18 protein-coding genes are annotated in these 20,688 nt (G+C 40.1%); 11 read left to right on the top strand and 7 right to left on the bottom strand.

Going from position 1 to position 20,688, the window contains the following annotated elements; translation table 11 throughout:
* Window positions 1-38 precede the first annotated feature (38 nt).
* The 3 genes from G6053_RS12225 to G6053_RS12235 form a co-directional block, all read right to left on the bottom strand.
* The gene (locus G6053_RS12225) at window positions 39-1,238 is read right to left on the bottom strand and encodes a pyridoxal phosphate-dependent aminotransferase (protein WP_108631950.1); all 1,200 of its coding nucleotides are present in this window, start codon (window positions 1,236-1,238) and stop codon (window positions 39-41) included.
* Window positions 1,239-1,334: 96 nt separating this feature from the next.
* Entirely contained in the window at window positions 1,335-1,709 is a 375-nt protein-coding gene (locus tag G6053_RS12230) for a DUF1573 domain-containing protein (protein WP_104382153.1), read from the bottom strand.
* A gap of 98 nt (window positions 1,710-1,807) precedes the next feature.
* Window positions 1,808-2,773 (bottom strand): KpsF/GutQ family sugar-phosphate isomerase, encoded by a 966-nt coding sequence (locus G6053_RS12235; RefSeq protein ID WP_108631949.1) that lies wholly within the window; start codon window positions 2,771-2,773, stop codon window positions 1,808-1,810.
* Window positions 2,774-2,874: 101 nt separating this feature from the next.
* Between G6053_RS12235 and recQ the strand changes: the two genes are divergently transcribed.
* The 3 genes from recQ to G6053_RS12250 all read left to right on the top strand — a co-directional run bounded on the left by recQ (window position 2,875) and on the right by G6053_RS12250 (window position 7,069).
* Entirely contained in the window at window positions 2,875-5,064 is a 2,190-nt protein-coding gene (recQ, locus tag G6053_RS12240; protein WP_108631948.1) for a DNA helicase RecQ, read from the top strand.
* 18 nt (window positions 5,065-5,082) lie between these two features.
* Complete coding sequence (gene kdsA / locus G6053_RS12245) at window positions 5,083-5,898, top strand: 3-deoxy-8-phosphooctulonate synthase (RefSeq protein ID WP_046672855.1); 816 nt, start codon at window positions 5,083-5,085, stop codon at window positions 5,896-5,898.
* 97 nt (window positions 5,899-5,995) lie between these two features.
* A complete protein-coding gene (locus tag G6053_RS12250) occupies window positions 5,996-7,069 on the top strand; it encodes an SGNH/GDSL hydrolase family protein (protein ID WP_165306611.1) in 1,074 nt (357 codons plus the stop codon).
* A 161-nt stretch (window positions 7,070-7,230) separates the two neighbouring features.
* Here G6053_RS12250 and G6053_RS12255 read toward each other — a convergent pair whose 3' ends face one another.
* Together G6053_RS12255 and G6053_RS12260 are read right to left on the bottom strand one after the other, a co-directional pair.
* A complete protein-coding gene (locus tag G6053_RS12255) occupies window positions 7,231-8,526 on the bottom strand; it encodes a DEAD/DEAH box helicase (RefSeq protein WP_108631946.1) in 1,296 nt (431 codons plus the stop codon).
* Between the two features lie 53 nt (window positions 8,527-8,579).
* A complete protein-coding gene (locus tag G6053_RS12260; RefSeq protein WP_108631945.1) occupies window positions 8,580-8,801 on the bottom strand; it encodes an SMR family transporter in 222 nt (73 codons plus the stop codon).
* Between the two features lie 145 nt (window positions 8,802-8,946).
* On the opposite strand from G6053_RS12260, the gene G6053_RS12265 reads away from it, so the two are divergent.
* The 5 genes from G6053_RS12265 to G6053_RS12285 all read left to right on the top strand — a co-directional run bounded on the left by G6053_RS12265 (window position 8,947) and on the right by G6053_RS12285 (window position 16,336).
* Window positions 8,947-11,193 (top strand): ATP-binding protein, encoded by a 2,247-nt coding sequence (locus G6053_RS12265; RefSeq protein WP_108631944.1) that lies wholly within the window; start codon window positions 8,947-8,949, stop codon window positions 11,191-11,193.
* A 12-nt stretch (window positions 11,194-11,205) separates the two neighbouring features.
* Window positions 11,206-11,838 carry a response regulator transcription factor gene (locus tag G6053_RS12270; protein WP_108631943.1) on the top strand — a complete coding sequence of 211 codons (633 nt, stop codon included), beginning with the start codon at window positions 11,206-11,208 and terminating at the stop codon, window positions 11,836-11,838.
* A 96-nt stretch (window positions 11,839-11,934) separates the two neighbouring features.
* Complete coding sequence (locus G6053_RS12275) at window positions 11,935-13,953, top strand: hypothetical protein (protein ID WP_108631942.1); 2,019 nt, start codon at window positions 11,935-11,937, stop codon at window positions 13,951-13,953.
* Window positions 13,946-15,229: a hypothetical protein gene (locus G6053_RS12280; RefSeq protein WP_108631941.1), complete on the top strand. Its 1,284-nt coding sequence runs from the start codon at window positions 13,946-13,948 to the stop codon at window positions 15,227-15,229. Before G6053_RS12275 ends, G6053_RS12280 begins: the two co-directional genes overlap by 8 nt.
* A 96-nt stretch (window positions 15,230-15,325) precedes the next feature.
* Entirely contained in the window at window positions 15,326-16,336 is a 1,011-nt protein-coding gene (locus G6053_RS12285) for a YihY/virulence factor BrkB family protein (protein ID WP_165306612.1), read from the top strand.
* Between the two features lie 42 nt (window positions 16,337-16,378).
* Here the strand turns inward: G6053_RS12285 and G6053_RS12290 are convergent, their stop codons facing one another.
* Together G6053_RS12290 and G6053_RS12295 are read right to left on the bottom strand one after the other, a co-directional pair.
* On the bottom strand, window positions 16,379-17,092 hold the full coding sequence (locus G6053_RS12290; RefSeq protein WP_108631939.1) for a hypothetical protein: 714 nt from the start codon (window positions 17,090-17,092) through the stop codon (window positions 16,379-16,381).
* A 95-nt stretch (window positions 17,093-17,187) separates the two neighbouring features.
* Window positions 17,188-18,123, bottom strand: coding sequence for a 1-phosphofructokinase family hexose kinase (locus tag G6053_RS12295; protein WP_108631938.1), 936 nt, complete (start codon window positions 18,121-18,123; stop codon window positions 17,188-17,190).
* A 279-nt stretch (window positions 18,124-18,402) separates the two neighbouring features.
* Between G6053_RS12295 and G6053_RS12300 the strand changes: the two genes are divergently transcribed.
* From G6053_RS12300 to G6053_RS12310, 3 genes are all read left to right on the top strand, one after another.
* Window positions 18,403-18,705 (top strand): hypothetical protein, encoded by a 303-nt coding sequence (locus G6053_RS12300; protein WP_165306613.1) that lies wholly within the window; start codon window positions 18,403-18,405, stop codon window positions 18,703-18,705.
* A gap of 202 nt (window positions 18,706-18,907) precedes the next feature.
* A complete protein-coding gene (locus G6053_RS12305; RefSeq protein ID WP_165306614.1) occupies window positions 18,908-19,501 on the top strand; it encodes a sigma-70 family RNA polymerase sigma factor in 594 nt (197 codons plus the stop codon).
* Between the two features lie 88 nt (window positions 19,502-19,589).
* Window positions 19,590-20,684 (top strand): FecR family protein, encoded by a 1,095-nt coding sequence (locus G6053_RS12310; protein ID WP_165306615.1) that lies wholly within the window; start codon window positions 19,590-19,592, stop codon window positions 20,682-20,684.
* The last annotated feature ends 4 nt before the right edge of the window (window positions 20,685-20,688 follow it).

The following is a 20,688-nucleotide window of genomic DNA, read 5'->3' on the forward strand; positions in this document are numbered from 1 at the left end:
ATTTTGGGCTGGCTGAAAGCAAAGCGTAACTTTGCTTTTTAATTTGTTCTTCCGGGATATACTTCTAACGCTTTCTCCAGACAGGTCAATGCATTTTTTAGATCATTCTGATTCAGTACATAAGCTAAGCGAACTTGATTTGTTCCGGCGCCTTCTGTACTGTAGAAACCAGTTGCTGGAGCCATCATGACCGTTTCATTATTGTAAGAAAACTCTTCCAACATCCATTGGCAGAATTTATCCGCGTTATCGATGGGGAGCTTGGCAACCACATAGAATGCACCGCCGGGATTAGGGGAGTAAACGCCTTCAATTGCATTTAATCCTTTGACTAGGGTGTCTCTTCTAGCTGTATATTCTTTGGATACTGCTTCAAAGTAGCTATCAGGTGTATCTACAGCAGCTTCTCCCGCAATTTGGCCTTCCATGGACGGACTTAAGCGCGCCTGCGCAAATTTTAATGCGGTCTGATAAAGCGCTTTGTTTTTGGTAATGATACAACCAATACGAGCACCACATGCTGAATAACGTTTAGAAACGGTGTCAAAGATGACGACATTATTTTCAAGACCTTCTAGGTGCATAGGGGATATAAACTCCCTGCCATCGTAACAGAATTCACGGTAGGCCTCATCCGAAAATAGATAAAGATCATATTTAAGACAAAGTTCACGCAAAGCTTCCAGCTCCTCTCTCGAATACAGGTAACCTGTCGGGTTGTTGGGATTACAGATGCAGATTGCTTTTGTTTTTTCCGTAATTACTTTTTCAAATTCAGCAATGGAAGGCAATGCAAATCCACTTTCGATATAGGACATGATCGGTTTGATCACAATATCAGATGAGCAGGCAAAGCCGTTGTAATTCGCATAAAAAGGTTCCGGAATAATTACTTCTTCACCTTCATTCAAACATGCTTGCATGATAATCGTGATTGCCTCAGAGCCACCATTGGTCACCAAGATGTCCGTAGGTTCAATATTGTAATTTAGCTTGTTATAGTATTCGGCTAATTTTTTACGGTAGGAGGCCGTACCTTCAGAAGGTGTATAAGCCCAAACTTTGAAATCAATATTTTTCAATGCATTAAGCATAATTTCAGGTGTTTGGATATCAGGTTGCCCGATATTTAAATGGTATATTTTTTTACCATCTTTTTTTGCTTGATCAGCATAAGGCGTCAGTTTTCTGATTGGTGACGCAGGCATATTCAGCCCTTTTTCTGATATTACTGGCATTATAGTTTTTTTAAAATTAGTTGTGCAAAGCTAACCAAAATAAAACGAAAAAAGCCACATCAGGATGTGGCTTTTTTCGTTTTATCTGTCGGATTTTTATTCCACAATCCCTTTAATATAAAGTGTCTTTACAGGTGTTTTTGTATTTGATTGTACCGTAAAACTTTTGGTAAAAGGTGCTTTCGCCGCGGCGTTATAAGTAACCTTGATTGTTCCTGTTTCCCCCGGTTTGATAGGCGTTTTGGTAAATTCAGCCACCGAACAACCACAGGTAGGCACTACGTTCGAAATGATAATAGGCTCACTGCCTGTATTTGAAAATTTAAAATTATATGATACAGGTGTTCCGGCTGGAATTTTGCCGAAATCATGTGTTTCTTTTTCAAATTTAAATTCCCCTTGGCCAGCCTGCATAGACGATAAACCGATAAAGGAAATGATCACTGCTAAGATTGTTATATACTTTTTCATGCTTCTAAGATATTACTTTGTGATTAAAATAGTACAACTGATATGCCAAATGTAGTATTTATTGCTAATTTATTACTCATCTAACAACTTTATTACAGTTAGATTATACCTTCTTTGAGCAGGTCCTGTATATGAATGACACCATCATAGTTCCCCTGATCCGATACCAGCAGCTGCGTGATGTTGTTCTCTCGCATAATATGCAGTGCGTTGGCCGCAAGTTCGTTTTTGTCGATCACCTTTGGCGATTTGCCCATAATATCTGCAGCACTGATTGTTGTCAGATCAGTGTGTCTCTCGAGCATGCGACGGATATCACCATCGGTAATAATACCCTCAATCTGTGTGTCTTTTAAGACAGCCACGGCTCCGAGCCTAAAGTGCGTGATCGTGATGATGATATCTCTGACATTAGCATTCAATTGCACGCTCGGTTTGCCGTTTTGATCAGATAAGTCAGCCACTTTTAAGTAGAGCTTTTTGCCCAGGGCACCACCGGGGTGGTACTTGGCAAAATCCTGGTCCGTAAAATCACGACATTCCTGTAGCGCGACAGCTAGTGCATCACCCATGGCCAACTGCGCTGTCGTACTTGACGTTGGCGCTAAGTTGTTTGGACAGGCTTCTTTCTCCACCGTGGTATTCAGGATATAATCCGCATTTTTGGCCAAGTAGGATGCTGTATTGCCAACCAAAGCAACCAGCGTGTTTTTCGTTTGCTTCAGAAAAGGAACCAGCACCTTGATTTCTGGGGTATTGCCGCTTTTAGAGATGGCAATGATCAAATCATGCTGTTGAATAATACCTAAATCCCCATGGATGGCGTCGGCAGCATGCATAAAGATGGACGGTGTTCCGGTGGAATTCAAAGTTGCAACAATCTTTTGTGCTATGATTGCACTTTTTCCGATGCCTGTGACGATTACCCGGCCTTGGAGGTGGAGGATTTTATTTATCACGGTAACAAAATCATCATCAATATATTGAGCCAGAGCAGCTACTGCTTTCGCTTCTTCCTGAATAGCCTCAATAGCTATATTTTTTATTTCGTAGTTGTTTTTCACAAAAAATACTCTTACTTTTATGTATTAGAATAGATTGCAAAAATAGATTATTTTTCAGGATTATTTCTTCATTTATCTATCTTATTTTTGCCCAAGGCGCAATGGAAATAGAAAAATCACTTTTCGACAATTTACAGGATTTTTTTGGTTTTGATACTTTTAAAGGAGATCAAGAGGCTATTATAACCAGTATTCTTCAAAAGAAGGATACGTTTGTTATTATGCCAACCGGGGGAGGGAAATCAATTTGTTATCAACTGCCAGCACTCATGAGTGAGGGAACCGCAATTGTAATTTCCCCGTTGATTGCTTTAATGAAAAACCAAGTTGATCAGCTTCGTGCATTCGGCGGCGAAGACAGTATCGCTCATTTTTTGAACTCCTCACTGAACAAGAGTGAAATCACCCGGGTAAAGGAGGATGTGCTTGCGGGCAAGACCAAGTTACTGTATGTAGCTCCGGAGTCACTTGCAAAGCAAGATAATGTCGAGTTTTTGCATCAGATAACCGTATCTTTTGTGGCCGTGGACGAAGCGCATTGTATCTCCGAATGGGGACACGACTTTAGACCGGAATATCGTAAAATACGTCAGGTTATCAATGAGATAGGGGCAAATATTCCTATTATTGCCTTGACAGCAACTGCTACTCCAAAAGTGCAATCCGATATTCGCAAAAACTTACAGATGAATGATGCAGTATTGTTCAAATCATCATTCAATCGAAGCAATTTATACTATGAGGTACGTCCCAAAAAAGATGTCGTCAAAGAAATTGTACGGTTTATCAAGACAAAATCCGGTAAGACGGGTATCGTCTATTGCCTGAGCAGAAAAAAGGTGGAGGAAATAAGTGAGGTATTGAACCTGAATGGGATCAAGGCACTGCCGTATCACGCCGGACTTGATGCGAAGACCAGAGCTGATACACAAGATAAATTTCTGATGGAAGATGTAGAAGTGATTGTCGCTACAATCGCTTTTGGAATGGGGATTGACAAGCCGGATGTCCGCTATGTTATTCACCACGATATTCCGAAATCCATGGAAGGCTATTACCAGGAGACTGGCCGGGCAGGCCGGGATGGAGGAGATGGCTATTGTTTGGCTTTCTACTCAGAGAAAGATGTGGAGAAGCTGACGAAATTCATGAAAGATAAACCTGTGGCCGAACGAGAGATCGGTACACAGATACTTAAAGAAGTTATTGATTATTCCGAATCAGCGGTCTGCCGCCGTAAACAGATTCTTCATTATTTCGGTGAAAATTTTGACGAACAGGGCTGTAGCAACATGTGCGACAATTGTCGTTCGGAAAAAGAATATTTTGAAGCTGAAGAGTCCTTAAAAGACATATTAGGCTTTATTAAGGAGCAGGGCGAGAAATTTGATGATCATCATGTCATTAATGTAATGATCGGACAGAACAATCAACCTGTATCTTCCTATAAGCATGACGAACACCGCTTGTTCGGTTCAGGAAAAGACAAAGGCGTCATTTATTGGAAATCTTTGGTAAGACAGGCTGTACTGGATAATTTCATTGAGAAAGATATTGATCATTATGGCTTACTGAAACTGACCGACATCGGCCGACGTTATCTGGACAATCCATATCAGTTAAAGTTTGTTTTAAACCGTCCTATTGAAGGCGGAGAGAGTACAAGTGGAGAAGATGCCGGTCATGGTACCGGAGCGCTTGATACCACTTTACTGGGTATGCTCAAAGACCTGCGTAAAAAGATTGCCAAGAGTAAATCCCTGCCACCTTTTGTTATCTTTCAAGATCCTTCTTTGGAAGAAATGTGTACACATTATCCCGTCAATATTGACGAATTAAAACAGATTCAAGGTGTAGGAAATGGTAAAGCGATTAAATTTGGCGCTTCCTTTATTGCGCTGATCAAAGACTATGTGGAGGAAAATGAAATCGACCGTCCTGTAGACCTGGTTATCAAAAGTACAGCAAATAAATCTGCACTGAAAGTGGCGATTATCCAAAATATTGACCGCAAGATCGCTCTGGATGATATTGCTGCAGCAAAAGGGATTACCTACGAGGAAATATTAAAGGAAATCGAAACGATCGTTAATGCCGGTACGAAGATAAATATCAATTATTTTATAGATGAGATTATCGATGAGGATCGTCAGGATGAAGTATACGATTACTTTAAAACAGCTGAAACTGATTCGATCAACGATGCGCTTAAAGAATTGGGAGGAGACGATTATACGTTTGAAGATCTCCAATTGATGCGTATCAAATTCTTATCTGAATTGGGTAATTAAAATTTTTATATAATTTATATGATCAACAAATACATTCCTGAAATAAAGAATGGAACTTCGCAGAATTTCTTTTTAATGGCAGGACCATGTGCGATTGAGGGTGAGGAAATCGCTTTGCGGATTGCTGAAAAAATTGTTACTATTACAGATAAACTTAATATCCCTTATATTTTCAAAGGCTCGTATCGTAAGGCCAACCGCTCGCGTTTGGATTCTTTTATGGGTATCGGTGATGAAAAAGCATTGAAAATTTTGGAGAAAGTCGGGAAGACTTTCGGTGTTCCGACCGTAACGGATATCCATGAAAGCCACGAGGCAGAAATGGCAGCAGCATATGTCGATGTCCTTCAGATCCCGGCATTTTTATGCAGACAAACGGATCTATTGGTCGCTGCGGCAAAAACCAATAAAGTCGTTAATGTAAAAAAAGGACAATTTTTAAGTGCCGGATCCATGAAGTTTGCTGTAGATAAGATTGTGGAGTCTGGCAATGAGAAAGTTTTTTTGACAGACCGTGGGAATACCTTTGGCTACCAGGATCTGATTGTTGACTACAGGGGGATTCCTGAAATGCGTTCCTTTAATGTACCCACAGTAATGGATTGTACACATTCACTTCAACAACCGAATCAAACATCCGGAGTAACTGGCGGAAAGCCAGCATTGATCGAAACCATTGCCAAAGCAGCGATTGCTGTGGGTGCTGATGGCCTATTTATCGAAACCCATCCTGATCCTGCAAATGCAAAATCTGATGGCGCAAACATGTTGCACCTTGACCTACTCGAAGGACTGATGGAAAAATTAGTACGTGTTAGACAAGCTATTTTATAGTATAATAATAAATCGCAATAGAAAGGAGCCAATAGGCTCCTTTTTTAATCAATCAAACTTAGATCTAAATTACCGCATGTTTTCAAAAGTTTCTTTCATGGCATTCATGCTGTTCTCGCTTTCGGCTGTCAAAGGACAGCAAAATTATACCTGGTTTTCTCCGCTTGAAGATAAACACGTCGAAGGCCGGCTTGACAACCAAACGCTGACCGCTTTTAGCCGACTTCCAGATGAACTGGAGAAGCAGGTCCGTAAGCCCGTATGGGAGCTGGGGCAAAATGCTGCCGGAGTCTACATTGATTTTCAGACATCGGCGTCAGAAATAACAGTGCAATATCAAGTTGCTGGTGGATTAAATATGCCCCACATGCCTACTACAGGTGTGAGTGGTCTGGATCTCTACGCCTACGATAGAACCAATAAAGACTGGAAATGGGCCTATGGTAATTATCATTTTTCGGATACCATTTCTTACACCTGGAAAAATATTGGTAACAATGATAACTTTAATTATCGTTTATACCTTCCTTTATATAATACAGTTAAATGGCTGAAGATTGGTATCCCGGGGCATGCGAAATTGACCTATACACATACAGCTACGTTAAAACCCATTGTGGTCTACGGGACCTCTATCGGTCAGGGGGCATGTACCAGTCGCCCGGGACTTGCCTGGACAAGTCAGGTAGGGCGTGCTTTCGATAACGAAGTGGTGAATTTATGCTTTTCGGGGAACGGCCGTCTTGAACAGCCTATCCTAAATGTCATGAATCAAGTGGACGCAGCATGTTATGTTTTGGACTGTATCCCCAATCTCGCGATTACAAAATCACTGACAGAAAAACAGCTGGACTCCTTATTGGTCAACGCAGTTACCTACCTGAGAAAAGAGCATCCAACAACGCCTATCATCTTAACACAGCACAGTTCGGGAAATATTCATACGGTTTTTAATGAAGATAAAAATAAAGAATACCAACAGAGCAGCCGTGTACTAAAAGCAACATTTGAAAAATTACAGTCTCAGGGTGTTCGCCAGCTTTTTATGCTATCCAGCGGCGAATTGAGGCTGGACTTAAATTCTACGGTAGATTATGCCCATCCGAATGATCAGGGGATGGAACGTATCGCCAATGCTTATATTAAGCTGCTGAAGAAAGTGCTAAAATAAAACATTCTTGCTTTCACAAGTATAAAAGCGATGAAAATCCATTGAAGTATTTTTCCTGGGCAATCATCCGGACTTGGCGAGCTCATGGATACCGGAATAATAAATACGGATCAATAAAAAAGATACATGCAGAAAAAAAGGAAGTTTTTAACTTCCTTTTTTTATTTCTTTTTCAATTTCATCGTCATCTTTGCTTTTTCACCCCCGCCATAATTGAAAGTTTTTGCATTGCTTTCCTTCTTTGGATGAAATGCTCCACCACGGGAACTATCTTCCTGTTCTTCCTTAGTTGCTTTTTTCTTTTTATCATTTGCGGGATTGTAGATCTGAAGATCTTCTGGCAGATCCAATACGTCCATTCTCTTGCCGACGGCCTGTTCTATTTTTCTGACCATAGGAAGTTCCAGATCGGTCGAAAATGTCAATACCACGCTATCCTCATTCTGTTCATTTTTGACTAAATGGTTTAAAAATTCCTCCTTTTCATTCGGTAATTCAAATTGAAAAATAAAAGGGATATTGGCGAGATCAACCGCATTGGTATTTTCGCGGGCAATGATCAATACGCGGGCTTGTTCGTCTTCTATAAAATCTGCTGTTGTTTCGTACCCAAAATCATCATAAAACAATGGATTTAAAATTGCGATCTCCGTTTTGTTCTGTTGAAACAAGCTCGTTGCCAACTTTTGTGCCGTAAGCTTTGAATTTACGAAAACAATCACCTTCTGAAAAACTTCTTTATCCTGCAAAAGATAATTTAACAAATTTATCTTGGTGGTGAAATTGGGAAGCTGATACAATAAAAGATCCAAGGTGTCAATAGCTTCGCTTTCCAGTTCATCGACTTCCACCAATGCATAATCCTCATTTAGATGCGTATCTATCATGTCATATAGTTTCTGATGCGCAACGGTACTGAAGACCAGATGTTGTACTTTACCACAGCTTTCGGCCAATTCCCTTACAGGATTTTGCATTCCCTGTTTGATGATTTCTTCTGCATCATCGATAATTAATGTTTGGATACGGTTCAGATTGAGGGCTAATTTGAGATAGATTGCCCGCGCACGGTTAGGTGTTGCTACGACAATATCCTTTCCGGCAACTAATTCTTCTATTTCATCTTCCATACTTCCGCCAGCCCGTAAGCCGATGATGCGAAGATCTCTATTTTTGCTGAGTTGATAGAATTTTTCAACGATCTCGTCGATGCGCTCTTCATTGGGAGCAAGGATTAAAAACTTAGGTGCTTCATCATTTGTGAACTTTAATTTCATCAAGGTCGATAATACATAAGTTGTAGTCTTGCCAGCACCTTCAGGAGCAATCGCAATCACATCTTGTCCGCCAAGAATTCTGGAAATACACCTACTCTGAATTTCCTTTGGAGCCAAATAACCGAGCTCGGTCATTGTTGCAGTCAATCTTTTGCTTAGTTTTAGTTTCTCTAACGACACGTATCCTATAGTTTATGTAAGTTGCAAAAATACACATTTACTTTTGAGATCAGCTAATGTGTGTCCATTTTTGAGAATACATTAATAATAACACCGGCGAAAATCAGTAACATTCCGATCACTACAGCTGTATCTGGGATATGTTTGAATAAAATCATACCAATCAATGTGATGACGACAATACCAATGCCCGACCAGATTGCATAGGAGGCACCTACTGGTAAAAGTGGTGGCAAAAATTTCAGCTGCGATAGCGAAGAGTAAGTATAGGGCATTGTAATTGCGAAATTGTGGCTATTGAAATGGCGCAAATGACGCGGATCTATGTGGTTTTGGTAGATTTTGGCAGCAATTATAATTGTTTATAAAAGTAAATTTATCTAAGTTTGACCAATCCACTAATGGGAATTAATAGACTTTATGGGGTGTATTCATGTTTTTTTTAAAACCTTTATTATATGCTTAGTTTTCTTATTCTCTTGCTGTCAGCTGTATGCACAGGAGCAGTTGCAGGAGCTACAGAAATCATATTATAATCTTCCCTTAGGAAGTAAAGAGCGTTTTCTGCTGACCGGAAAATATGCACAGGCGCTATATTTTGCGAATGAGAAAGCATTGGCAAGTCAGTTGCTCAACGATAATATTCAACTGGCCAAAAATTATCCGGATAAACAGTACTACGCTTATTTAAATTGCATTGCAGCAATGAATAGCTACAACGATCATCTCTTTGAGAAATCACGTTTTTATCTGGAGCATGCAAAGTCCGTGCTGCCCATTATCAATGACAACAGTACCAAGGGGTATGTTTATTATTGTGATGGCTGGATTATGACAAGACAGAGCAAAGAGGATCAGGCGGTTTCACAGTTTCACAAAGCAATTACCTTTTTGGAAAAGGCACCACAAACAGATGCCAACATAGCGCGGAAATTGGCTATTTATAAGGAGTTAACAGCCATTTACGCCAATCAGCGGAATTATGATTTTCAGGAGAAGTACACAAACCTTTTGCTGGAGACAGCCAAAGCCGGCCGAAATATAAATAGTTTGTTCGATGCCTATATGCAGGCAGGTTATCTGTTTGAGGAAGAATATCGGTCAGATCGAACGGACCCAAACATATTGAAGAAAGCTGAGGAACATTATCTCGAAGCTTATCGAATAGCTAAGAATAACCAGAAGAATCTTATCAACCCAACGGATATGGCCTATGTTTCCGTTAATTTAGCGAATCTATATCACGAATTCTATCCCGAAAATTCGGCTAAAAAAGCCACTTCATTTGCTCAACAAGCCTTGCAAATTGCGCAGGAGACCGGACAATATTCGCTTACTGTACCAGCTTATGGCATATTGGCTGATGAAGCATTCAAAAATGGACGTCGGGATCAGGGAAAAAAGTATTTACAGCAGGCGCTATATAACTTACAGCGGGAACCACATTACGATTACCAGGTAGGGCTCAGTCTCTACAGTAGACTTGCTGAAGTGAGCGTCGAAGAAGGTAGATATGAGGAAGCATTTCAGTATCAAAAGAGTTATATCAAAGTGTTCGAGGAGGCTTTCAATTCAGATAAGCTGGATAAAACCAAACAACTTGAAATTAAATATGAACGGGAACTGCAGAACCAAAAATTAATGCGGTTGCGATTGGAAGGGGAGAAAAAAGAACAACAGATCAAGTTGATGAAAGCCCTTAATGACCGACAAAATCAATTGGTCGAGAATTTAAAGCTAAACGAACTAAATCGGACGCAACAGTTGAAAGTACTTCAGCTGGAACGAGACAAAAAGGAAAAAGACCTGCAATTAAGCCGCCTGGAAAATGAACAGCGATTGCAGGAACTTGATGTCTCCAAACAGGAAATTGCTTTTAAATCGCGTATGAACTCGATCTATATCTGGTTATTTATTAGTTGTTTAATTGCTGTTATCTTACTTTTTTATGCCTATTGGCAGCGTTCCAACACGTTGAGGCAAAAGGAGCACCTACATGGCCTTGAAATCGAGAAGAATAACCAGCAGCATGCTATCAAAAATCTGACCGCCATGCTGGCCGGAGAAGAGAAAGAGCGGACACGTTTAGCTCGGGATTTACATGATGGTTTGGGGGGATTATTGTCGAGTACAAAACTTGGGTTGTCCTCGCTCAGCGATAAGGGAGCCAATCAGCCCGCAGTGAAGGAGGGCATTACGCGGAGTATTGAACTATTGGATGATGCCGTCGATGAGCTTCGTAAACTCGCACATAACCTGATGCCGGATCTGATTGTCAAATACGGTTTACAGGAAGCCCTAAGGGATTATGCCGCACGGATGAGTCAGCCGAATTGTCAGGTAGAGTGCGAATTTCTTCAGTTTGAATCCAATTTTAGTGTAGAGCACCAGATCTCGCTGTACAGAATCATTCAGGAGCTTGTGAACAATGCATTGAAGCATGCCGAAGCAAGCAATATCATCATACAACTTTCTGTATACAATGAGCGTTTACATATAACGATAGAAGATGATGGCAAGGGATTTGATATTGAAAAGATAGATTTGCAACATTCCGCAGGAATGCACAACATACAGTCAAGGCTTTCTTTTCTACATGGTGATATGAAGATTATGTCCGCGCCAGGTGAGGGAACTACGATAGAAATTGAAATGCCGCTTGTTTAATTATAGTGTAAAATGATAAAGATAGCGATTACAGATGATCATCCTCTTTTGTTGGAGGGACTAAAAAATATTATTAATACCCATGAAGATTTTGAGGTGGTGGGTATGTATGCAAGTGCTCTGGACTTATCCAAAAACATTGCATCGGATGCGCCGCTTGTATTGTTACTGGATATCAACCTTCCAGATGCAAATGGAATTGATCTGGTAAAGGGATTGAAAGAGAACTATAAAGAACTAAAAATTATAGCTTTTAGTGTTCATAACGAACTGGCTGTAATCAACAGTATATTAAATGAGGGGGCGGATGCTTATCTTCAAAAAAATGCCACCGGCACGGAGATCATTGCCGCTATATCCGATGTTTTGGTCGGTAAGCGCTACATCTGTGCGAAAACCCAGGTTATACTCAATAAGAAGACGGAAGCGGGACTGAAGCAAGTTCCCAAACTTACCCGTCGCGAAAAAGAGATACTGACCTTTGTGGCTAAAGGAATGACAACCAATCAGATTGCTGAATCCTTATTTATCAGTTCACACACCGTGGAAAGCCATCGTAAAAATTTAATGGAAAAATTTCAGACAAAAAGTGTGACCGCGGCGGTGAAATCTGCCATAGAATACGGTTTGATACGAGAAGCTTAAAGGAAATCCTCGAATTACCTGAATTCAGGGATGAGAATAGCCTCTTGCATTTGATACTTTTGATGCGATAGATAAGTAGTAGAAAGTATCAAATGTATGGTTATATCAAATTGTTTGTCGAGTTATCGGGGAAGAAGACTGCTGCGTTATGGTTTTGGCGTAGTATTGTGCTTGGGAGCTGGTTTCGGTACCGTTTATGCGCAGGGATCTGTGAGCAAAATACCCGATGGCTCGAATACAGTAGTGGCTATTAATTTAGCCAAGGTCGTTGAACCCGCTGAAGCTGCCACATTGAATAAATTGTTGGATCGTATTGGTTTTTTCAAATACTTTGAAAAGAAAGACCTTGATCTGCAAAATGATTTTCAGCAGACTGGCGTGGACGCAAAAGGTGTCGCTGTATATTACAGAAATAATAGGGATAGTTTGCTGTATGGCGAGCTGATTCTCCCGATCGCTGATATCGATCACTTTGAAAGATTGCTGAAGATGGAAGGGACTTCGCTTCCGGTCTTGAACGGTTATAGCCGACTTAGAACGGCGGATGGTCAATTGCTCGCTTGGAATGCAAAGGAACTTAGGGTGCTGAAGGGAGAGGTTGGACCAACTTATTTTGCCAACGATTCTATCGCAGGGGTATATGGTATTGAAAATATAGATTATGCCGCAGCTGCGGTATCTGCTGCTACTGCGGCAGATGAGGCTGCTGCTAATTGTGCTGATTCTGTATTAACGGATTCCGCCACAATGGAGTGGGACGCGTTTGACTTTGATACATTGCAAACTGAGCTACAGCAAGAGGAAGGAGAACCGTTGGAGATTTATGACAACCCTATCAACTATGATTCACTTGATACGACTTTTGAGGAAGTGGATAGACGAAATGATTCCATTAAAAATATATTGTTGGAAAAATGGCTGCTGCATGAACAAGAGCAATTATTGAGTGGTAAATATCCAGGTATAAGTGCGCAGGAGCAGGCTCGATTAGTAAAAAATATCGATCTTGTGCGTGTGTGGCTACCAAAAATTGACGGCTTTTATAACGAGCTTCATTCTGTCCGCTCGATTGTGGACGCTTATTATAATACCAGTAATTTTTCTTTGGAAAGAGGATATAGGGACATGTTTTTTGATCTGGCCCAGCAACGCAATAAAATTATGCTGAAAACCAGCGTGACTTTGGGAAAAGACTTGATAAGCCTAACCAAAAAATTGTACGCCAGGAAGCCCAATCCGAAGTTCGCTAAGTATTTAACAGCGGAAACATTCGCATATTTTAATGTCAATGTGAACACCGAAGCTTACCTGAAGGAAATACCAGTATTTTTTACAAAAAACCTGAAAAAATATTTTGGAAAAGAAAATGAGGTCCTTGAGCTTATGGCCCTTGGACTTGAAATTGCACTGGATGAAAAGGCTATCGCCAAAATTATGCCCGGCGATAATTTGGTTGTCGTCAATGGAATCACTAATTTAAAGATCGACTATGTTGATTACGATTACGACGATAATTACGATGTAAAGGAGGTTCATAAAACCAAGGAGGAGCGGGTACCGTCTTTTATCTGGATGTTTACATCTGAAGATCAAAGGATTTTTAAAAAGGCATTGGATGTCGCGGTATCAAAGGCCGATGCAAGCTTTGCTGGAGGTATCTACAAAATCAAACAAGGCAATGGCAAAGAATTTCCTTTATACCTGATGTTCCATGAAGATCTGGTGATGATCAGCAACGATAGCCTGCAGCTAAATAAAATTTTGCACAAAGATAGCTATTCGACCAAATCCAATGCATCTTTTGTTAAGCTTATGAAAGGAAGTAAATTTTCTGCGGCTTTCCAAACAAAGAAAATACCAGGGTTAACAAAAGATTTGAATCTCATATTGGGCAATAGTTGGCGCGCTACATTAGATGAATTGAATAATTATGGTAATTTTACGTTGAGTTCGAAAGGAATTGTTGGTGATAGATTGGAAACAGATTTGCAACTTGAGTTACCGACAAAGGCAAACAATGCGCTACAGTTTGTGATCAACCAATTGCTAGATGGAATTGTGCCGGATGAACAATACAACTTGGATGAACCAATTGATGTAACTGACAATGATTAAAAAAGGAATAATTTGGACTTTAGGAATTATCGTAGGATTAGCGATAATAGGCTGGGGCATCTATATCGTTCGACAGCAGCAGTCGTATAAATCTGTCGTTCATAAAAAGAGTAAGGCATTATTAACCATCTCATTGGATGATATTTTGCTTAACCAACTCTTTGATAATTGGCAGACGGCACCAAAGGGAGGACAGGACTTCGCTAAAAAATTGACTAAGCTAAAGGATAATGGAATCGATATCAAGGCCAATGTATTTCTTTTTTCTCTTGAAGATAGCGCGAAGAACTTCTATGCATTTTTGGATCTGAAAAATGAAAAGCAATTTCTGACCTTTTTAAAAGAAGGCCTTTCTGTGGATTCCATTGAAAATAATGCTGCTCCGGGAGTAAATTATGCATACCAGGAGGCGAATAAAATAGCATTTGTCTGGAAAGGAGACGCTCTATTGGTAGGACTGGGCTTTCATCTTGACAAAAAGAAGGAAGAGATGCTGCGCTTAATCCAATCAGACTCTGATCGTATCTCCATTGAAAGTTTCATTAATCACCCGAGTGAATTAACACGTAAATCGTTGCGTTATAGCGATATTTCAACAAAAAATTTCATAGAATTTGACCTGAAAGGCAGCCGCATTGAAATTATGGGGGAGCTTCAGTCAAATACATGGAATTTTCCGCAAGAATATCTTGTCCGTGAGCTGGTCGATGCGGATTATATTGGCAAAGGCTGGGTCAATTTTCCGGACAAACGTTTGAAAACCCTGATAAAGGATATTCTTATTGATCTACCGTTAGCCGCGGACTCGATTATGGCGCATGCAAATGGGGATTATGTTGACATTGAAGTGTTGAATAATCAAGTTGTACAAACGGATACCATTATTAATTATGCCGTCAACGACAATTTTGAAACCGTGGAGGAGAAAACCCCTTATGAAAGTAAAGTGCCTAATGTTAGGTTGAGCGTAAGAGGTGATGCAGGATTACCAAAATTTTTGCCCAATAAGTTATTTTACCAATGGTTTCAGAAAAGAGATGATCAGGTCAGTATCTTATCTACTGCCCCAACGATAGATAAATTACAGTCAAAATACGCGAAGACCAATAGTCTTTCGCACCTGGCGATTCATCTTGCAGACTGGCCGAATGGCCTCAAAGTGCCTCCGGTTTTAATGCTAAAGGCCATTGCATCGGATATGGATCTGAGTTTGAAAGTTGTCCGGTCCAATCAGCTTATTCTTCAGGGGACCATTCGGGATTATTCGTATGAATAACAAGGGAATTCGCCAGTTACCCGGCAGCGTTTCTTCGTAAATCCAAAACATTCTTTGCCAGTAGGTGGTTTATTCATATTAAAAAAGACCATCAATATGGATATAAGGACTAAAAGTCGAAGTAAAATAAAGACCTACTGGCGAATTTTGAAGAGTTCAGTTGCCGGGTTTCTGAATGAAGATTCCATGAAATATAGTGCCTCCTTATCTTACTATACCGTTTTTTCCATTGGCCCGATACTCGTGTTGATCATTTCCCTAGCGGGCATATTTTACGGCGAAGATGCCATTGAAGGCAAGGTATTTATGGAGTTACGGGGATTAGTCGGTAACAGTGCCGCCAAACAGATTCAGGAAGTTATTCAAAATCTCGAACTATCGGGCAAATCCAATATGGCCCTGCTGATCAGTAGTATCACCCTAATCTTAGGGGCAACAAGTGTATTTGGGGATATCCAAAATTCGATCAATAAAATCTGGCATGTGCGGGCCAAGCCAAAGAAAGGCTGGTTGAAGTTAATTCAGGATCGTTTGTTATCTTCTTCCTTAGTCATCGGCCTAGGGTTTTTACTGGTGGTTACCCTGATCATCAATGGTATAATTTTGGCATTGACTGGACAGTTACAGCGCTATTTTCCTGACATGACCGTCATGTTGGTTGACGGAATCAACTTTGCATTATCGTTTGGTATTATATTCGTACTTTTTAGCATTATCTTTAAGGTTCTTCCCGACGTCAATATTCAGTGGCGTAATGTACGTGCAGGAGCCCTATTTACTTCCATCTTATTTGTGCTGGGCCGTTACCTGATTGGAATATATCTGGAACATTCGGCAACCCAGGATACCTATGGTGCTGCAGGTTCCTTTGTCCTGATTTTACTATGGGTGTATTATACGGCTGCTATATTATATTTTGGAGCGATTTACACCAGAGAGTATGCAACCGTGATGGGTATTCCGATTGAGCCGGCTCAATTTGCGGTACATGTCGAAACTCAGGAGATCGAACGCTCGGGCGGAGAGATTCCTCCAGCCCCGCTTACGCAGGAGGAGAAACAGGTCGTATCTGATCAGAAATCTGATTCCGGAGCTAGGACGCCATGAGCTAGGCGGAGGTTGTCGGGGAGGGGAGCAGCTGCTAAATTCCTATTGAGGCACCGTTTCTTCGGTGTCTATGATATTTTGCTCACGATACAATTTTCTGCCAATAATACCTTTGTCACCCAAGGCCCGTCCTTTAATAAGCCATGAAGTGCCAAATAGAAACAGTGAAAGTGCTTCAAAGACCAATGTGGCATACTCAAAAAGCTTAAATGGGATTAAGGCAATACAAAAGATTATACCATAGCCGCAAAATCTGTAGATGTTATTTTCATTGACCATGCTGATTGGAATTGCTGTATTGAGCGCCTGGCCAATCGTAAATACGTGAATAGAGAGGAAGGCAAAAGTGAGAAAAAGCACTGCAGCAAATCCATAATGCAGTTCCTTTAAGCCAAAAGAGATCAATGTACATTGTGTACAGCTGGTGCCGATCGGATCCGTCGGTATAAATGCAACTCCAATAGCCATGAATCCCGCAAGGTTTGTGAGGTAGTTGTCGTTCTTCCAGAAGACTTTGTTGCCATTACCCTTATAACAAATTAAAAATAGACCTACAGCACATAATGTTCCGGTAAAAATTTCCCGCAGGTTTGAGAAGTAATAGTGACTTATCGAAGGTTGGATACCGGTGCCGAAAAACTTGAATAGCGAAAGTAATACTAAGATAATGGGTAAAAAAATGCCCAAATAACCGATCGCCCTGCGTAATCTTCGATAGGCAAAAAGATTTTGGTGCTGAATTTTATTAAAATGCATAGATAATGGTAACTGAATAGGTTAAAAATCTCCTTTTTGTAAGTTAGCAACCAACAATGATAAGACAGGCTAAGCGCTAGCAGAGGTTTACATTTTTATTGTTTTCTGACCTCGTTATACAACCTGTCAACATCTTTCTTTTGAAAGAGCGCAGTTCCTTCAGCCATTGTGGTGGCCGAACCGCATGCGATTCCCATACGGAGTATTTCTTCAGTTGTGCCCTGGTTGACCAAGACGGATACCATGCCGGCAACCATACTATCCCCGGCACCGACAGTACTCCGTATTTTTACAAGTGGTGGTACCATCTGAATTTTTTCTGTCGCGGTGTACAATACAGCTCCTTGAGCGCCCAAAGAGACGACAACAATGTTAGCTTGACCTTGCATAATGATTTGTTGAGCAGCGTGATCTAAATCGGCGTTTTCCAGTTCCTCTTTTCCAACAAGGGCCGCCAACTCACCGGCATTGGGTTTCAATAAAAATACTCCTTCTTTAAGTGCTACTTTCAGTGCATCGCCTGAAGTATCCACGATTACCTTACTTCCTTTCGCTTTATATTTATTGATAAGAAGTCCAATAAAGTCAGCAGGAACATCGCCGGGGAGACTACCGCTAATGACGACAAAATCCGGTGCTGGGCTTATTTGGTCGATAAGAGCCAGAATCTCATCCTGTTCATTTTTCGAAAACGCCTCGCCTGGAAATCCAAATCGGTATTGTTGATTAGTGGTCTTGTCTACTACGATAAAATTTTCCCTTGTTTCACTGCCTAAATGCACGGGTAGGATATCGAGATCTTCCTTTTTCAATAAATTCTCGAGCATACTGCCCGTTTTTCCGCCAGATGTGAAAAGTGCATCTGAAGGTATGTCAAGTCGCTTGAGCGCCCGACTTACATTAATGCCGCCACCGCCAGCTTCATACTTTGGGCGATCGCAGCGCAATTTCTTTTCGGGAACAATATTTTGAACGCTGGTACTCTTGTCGACCGAGGGGTTTAATGTTATGGTTAAAACAGTTTTTTTCATCCGATTGCTTTTATTTAAATTTAGGATTTTCCTAGCATATTATTGCTAGGAACAAGCGATAATAATGCAATGATGCTGCCCCCGTTAAATTTCTATAAACAGTCATTGCCGAGAAACATGTCCACCAACAGTAAGTCTACAGATTTGGGCCGAATAAAATAGGTAAATCTGGGTATATTTTTTTGGCTAGAAGTTATGATTTGCTATAAAACCCTCAGGAGTAAATGTCTTGTTTATCTTGATCTGTTATCTTCTCATTAAATCTATAATTATATAAGTATGAAAACCATTCTTTTTATTGTCATGATCATGCAGCTTATTTCTCTCCTTAAAGCTGCGGCACAAACGAAGACAGAGAAGGAATATTATAAAAATGGGACTGTTCTATCGATTAAGCATCAGGGAATTTTTATGGGCTGTGGGGTACCTATTGGAACCGATAGTTTATTCAATCGAAAAGGTGGACTAATGGAAACTTCAGAATATGTTCTCATTAAAGATGAAAAGGAACATAGCTGTCATGCTATAACCACGCTCACGTTTTTATTGAAGGTTGTTCATAGCAACAAAGCTAACCACTGAACGAACTTAAGTCAATATGTACTTGGTAGGATGGATACAAATGAAACATATTATGTTTATTCGACCTTTTCTATGGGAGGATAAGCTAACTGACCTGAGATTTGGAAATAGGAAGCTTAAGACTATTTCTATTTTTATTTTGGAAAAATTATATTTATCTTAAATTTATTGTTCGCGCCAATTATATGAAGAAATACAAACAATGATGTCTCCCTTAGAAACCGCTATACTAGAAAAATTGAAGAATGGGGATATTGACTCATTTAATGAAATTTATTTTCAATATTCTCCTAAAATCTATATTAGATTGATCAAGCTTGTAAAGAATCCAATAGTTGTGGAGGAAATTCTGCAGGATGTATTTACCAAGATATGGCTTAACCGAGAAAAAATAGATCCGGTTAAAGGTTTCGTATCCTTTCTTAATCATATTTCGGACAATCTTGCTATGGATTTTTTTAGAAAGGTACAACGGGATAAAGTTCTTCAATTGGAAATATGGGCATCCGCTGTCGAACTTTATTATCACACTGAGGAGAAAGTGTTTGCTAAAGATACCCAACAGATGTTATCTAAGGCTATTGAATCATTGAGCCCCAAACGAAAAGAAATTTTGATGCTCAACAAATTTCAGGAAAAAAGTTATAAAGAAATAGCCGATCAACTGGGGATTTCAGTTTCCACCGTAAGTAACCAGTTGGTCAGCGCACTAAAAGATATCAAAAAATATATTCAAAAAAACTACCGTAATGAGTATATTATCAGTTTTTTGGCAACTTTTTTATTCAAACTTTAAAAAATATAAAAAAGTAATAGTGTGATTCTTTCCGCCAAACGTATAGAGGGTTAAATACAGCAATGTATTGAACTAATTATAAACAGTTTTGAGAGAACAATCTTTTAGATATCAATTGGTGGAGTATATCCACAATAGACTGGAGGCAGAATATTATGAGGCTTTCTTTGACGAAATGGCCAAGATAGATCCTGTACTCCTTCAATCTTGGATCGAGGGAATACTTGACCAAGAAGACATACAAAACACAAGGAAAATCAGCATACCTGATTTATCCAATATACATCGGAAGGTACTTGCGAATATCTATTCCATGGATCCTCCAAAAACCAGACGTATACTGAGATTGAATTATTGGGTTTGGGCTTCCTGCGCCGCATTATTGATTTGTGCCCTATCAGTGCTATATATAATAAATCCTAATATGCCTCCAAAGGTCGAGCGTATAGCGGACGTCACTTGGTATGAGAATAATCACTCTTATGCCATCAACGTACAACTTCCGGATAGCACAGGGGTCATTCTCTATCCAAATTCGAAAGTCAGTTTTGTGTATGATAAGCTCGGGAATCGTGTTATACAACAGTTACGAGGACGTGTGATTTATAAGGTGCACAAAAATCCAGCAGCACCTTTTCAGGTTGATTATAAAGGATATATTACTACTGCCTTAGGAACAGTTTTCAGTATTGATCCACAAACGGACGATAAGGTGCGGATAAAATTAATGGAAGGAAAGATTTCTGTCGGTCCAGCAGTGATACATAACCAGCAATTACTTTATCTGAACCCAAATGAAGAGGTCTTGATCAACTTGCTCTCACATCAGATGACTAAATCTTCGGAGACTGAATTGACACGCACACACTTGTCTCGTGTAGACAAAAAGTTAAAGGAATTAATACCGAACTTAAATGCCGATGTAGAGTGGACCAATCAATCTGTGAGCTTTACTCAAACTAAGAACGCCCAACTATTAGAGGTTATAGAGAGCCTTTACGATGTATCTATCATCTGTGATAATCCTGATTTGTTAACCAATTCATTTACAGGAAGTCTTAGTAGAAAGGAGTCATTGGAAAAATTCTTAGCTAATTTTTGTCAATTGAATGGCTGTTCATTCCGTATCGACAATGGTATAGTTCATATTGACAATCCAGCAGGAAAGGAGGGATCTCAGTAGGATA

Source organism: Sphingobacterium sp. DR205, assembly GCF_011064245.1.
GTDB classification, from domain to species: Bacteria; Bacteroidota; Bacteroidia; order Sphingobacteriales; family Sphingobacteriaceae; genus Sphingobacterium; species Sphingobacterium athyrii.

Excerpts from the sequence above, each read along its gene's own strand:
- G6053_RS12225 (WP_108631950.1), bottom strand. The coding sequence starts at position 1,238 with ATGCCAGTAATATCAGAAAAAGGGCTGAATATGCCTGCGTCACCAATC.
- G6053_RS12230 (WP_104382153.1), bottom strand. The coding sequence starts at position 1,709 with ATGAAAAAGTATATAACAATCTTAGCAGTGATCATTTCCTTTATCGGT.
- recQ (WP_108631948.1), top strand. The coding sequence starts at position 2,875 with ATGGAAATAGAAAAATCACTTTTCGACAATTTACAGGATTTTTTTGGT.
- kdsA (WP_046672855.1), top strand. The coding sequence starts at position 5,083 with ATGATCAACAAATACATTCCTGAAATAAAGAATGGAACTTCGCAGAAT.
- G6053_RS12250 (WP_165306611.1), top strand. The coding sequence starts at position 5,996 with ATGGCATTCATGCTGTTCTCGCTTTCGGCTGTCAAAGGACAGCAAAAT.
- G6053_RS12260 (WP_108631945.1), bottom strand. The coding sequence starts at position 8,801 with ATGCCCTATACTTACTCTTCGCTATCGCAGCTGAAATTTTTGCCACCA.
- G6053_RS12265 (WP_108631944.1), top strand. The coding sequence starts at position 8,947 with ATGGGGTGTATTCATGTTTTTTTTAAAACCTTTATTATATGCTTAGTT.
- G6053_RS12270 (WP_108631943.1), top strand. The coding sequence starts at position 11,206 with ATGATAAAGATAGCGATTACAGATGATCATCCTCTTTTGTTGGAGGGA.
- G6053_RS12275 (WP_108631942.1), top strand. The coding sequence starts at position 11,935 with ATGGTTATATCAAATTGTTTGTCGAGTTATCGGGGAAGAAGACTGCTG.
- G6053_RS12280 (WP_108631941.1), top strand. The coding sequence starts at position 13,946 with ATGATTAAAAAAGGAATAATTTGGACTTTAGGAATTATCGTAGGATTA.
- G6053_RS12285 (WP_165306612.1), top strand. The coding sequence starts at position 15,326 with ATGGATATAAGGACTAAAAGTCGAAGTAAAATAAAGACCTACTGGCGA.
- G6053_RS12290 (WP_108631939.1), bottom strand. The coding sequence starts at position 17,092 with ATGCATTTTAATAAAATTCAGCACCAAAATCTTTTTGCCTATCGAAGA.
- G6053_RS12295 (WP_108631938.1), bottom strand. The coding sequence starts at position 18,123 with ATGAAAAAAACTGTTTTAACCATAACATTAAACCCCTCGGTCGACAAG.
- G6053_RS12300 (WP_165306613.1), top strand. The coding sequence starts at position 18,403 with ATGAAAACCATTCTTTTTATTGTCATGATCATGCAGCTTATTTCTCTC.
- G6053_RS12305 (WP_165306614.1), top strand. The coding sequence starts at position 18,908 with ATGATGTCTCCCTTAGAAACCGCTATACTAGAAAAATTGAAGAATGGG.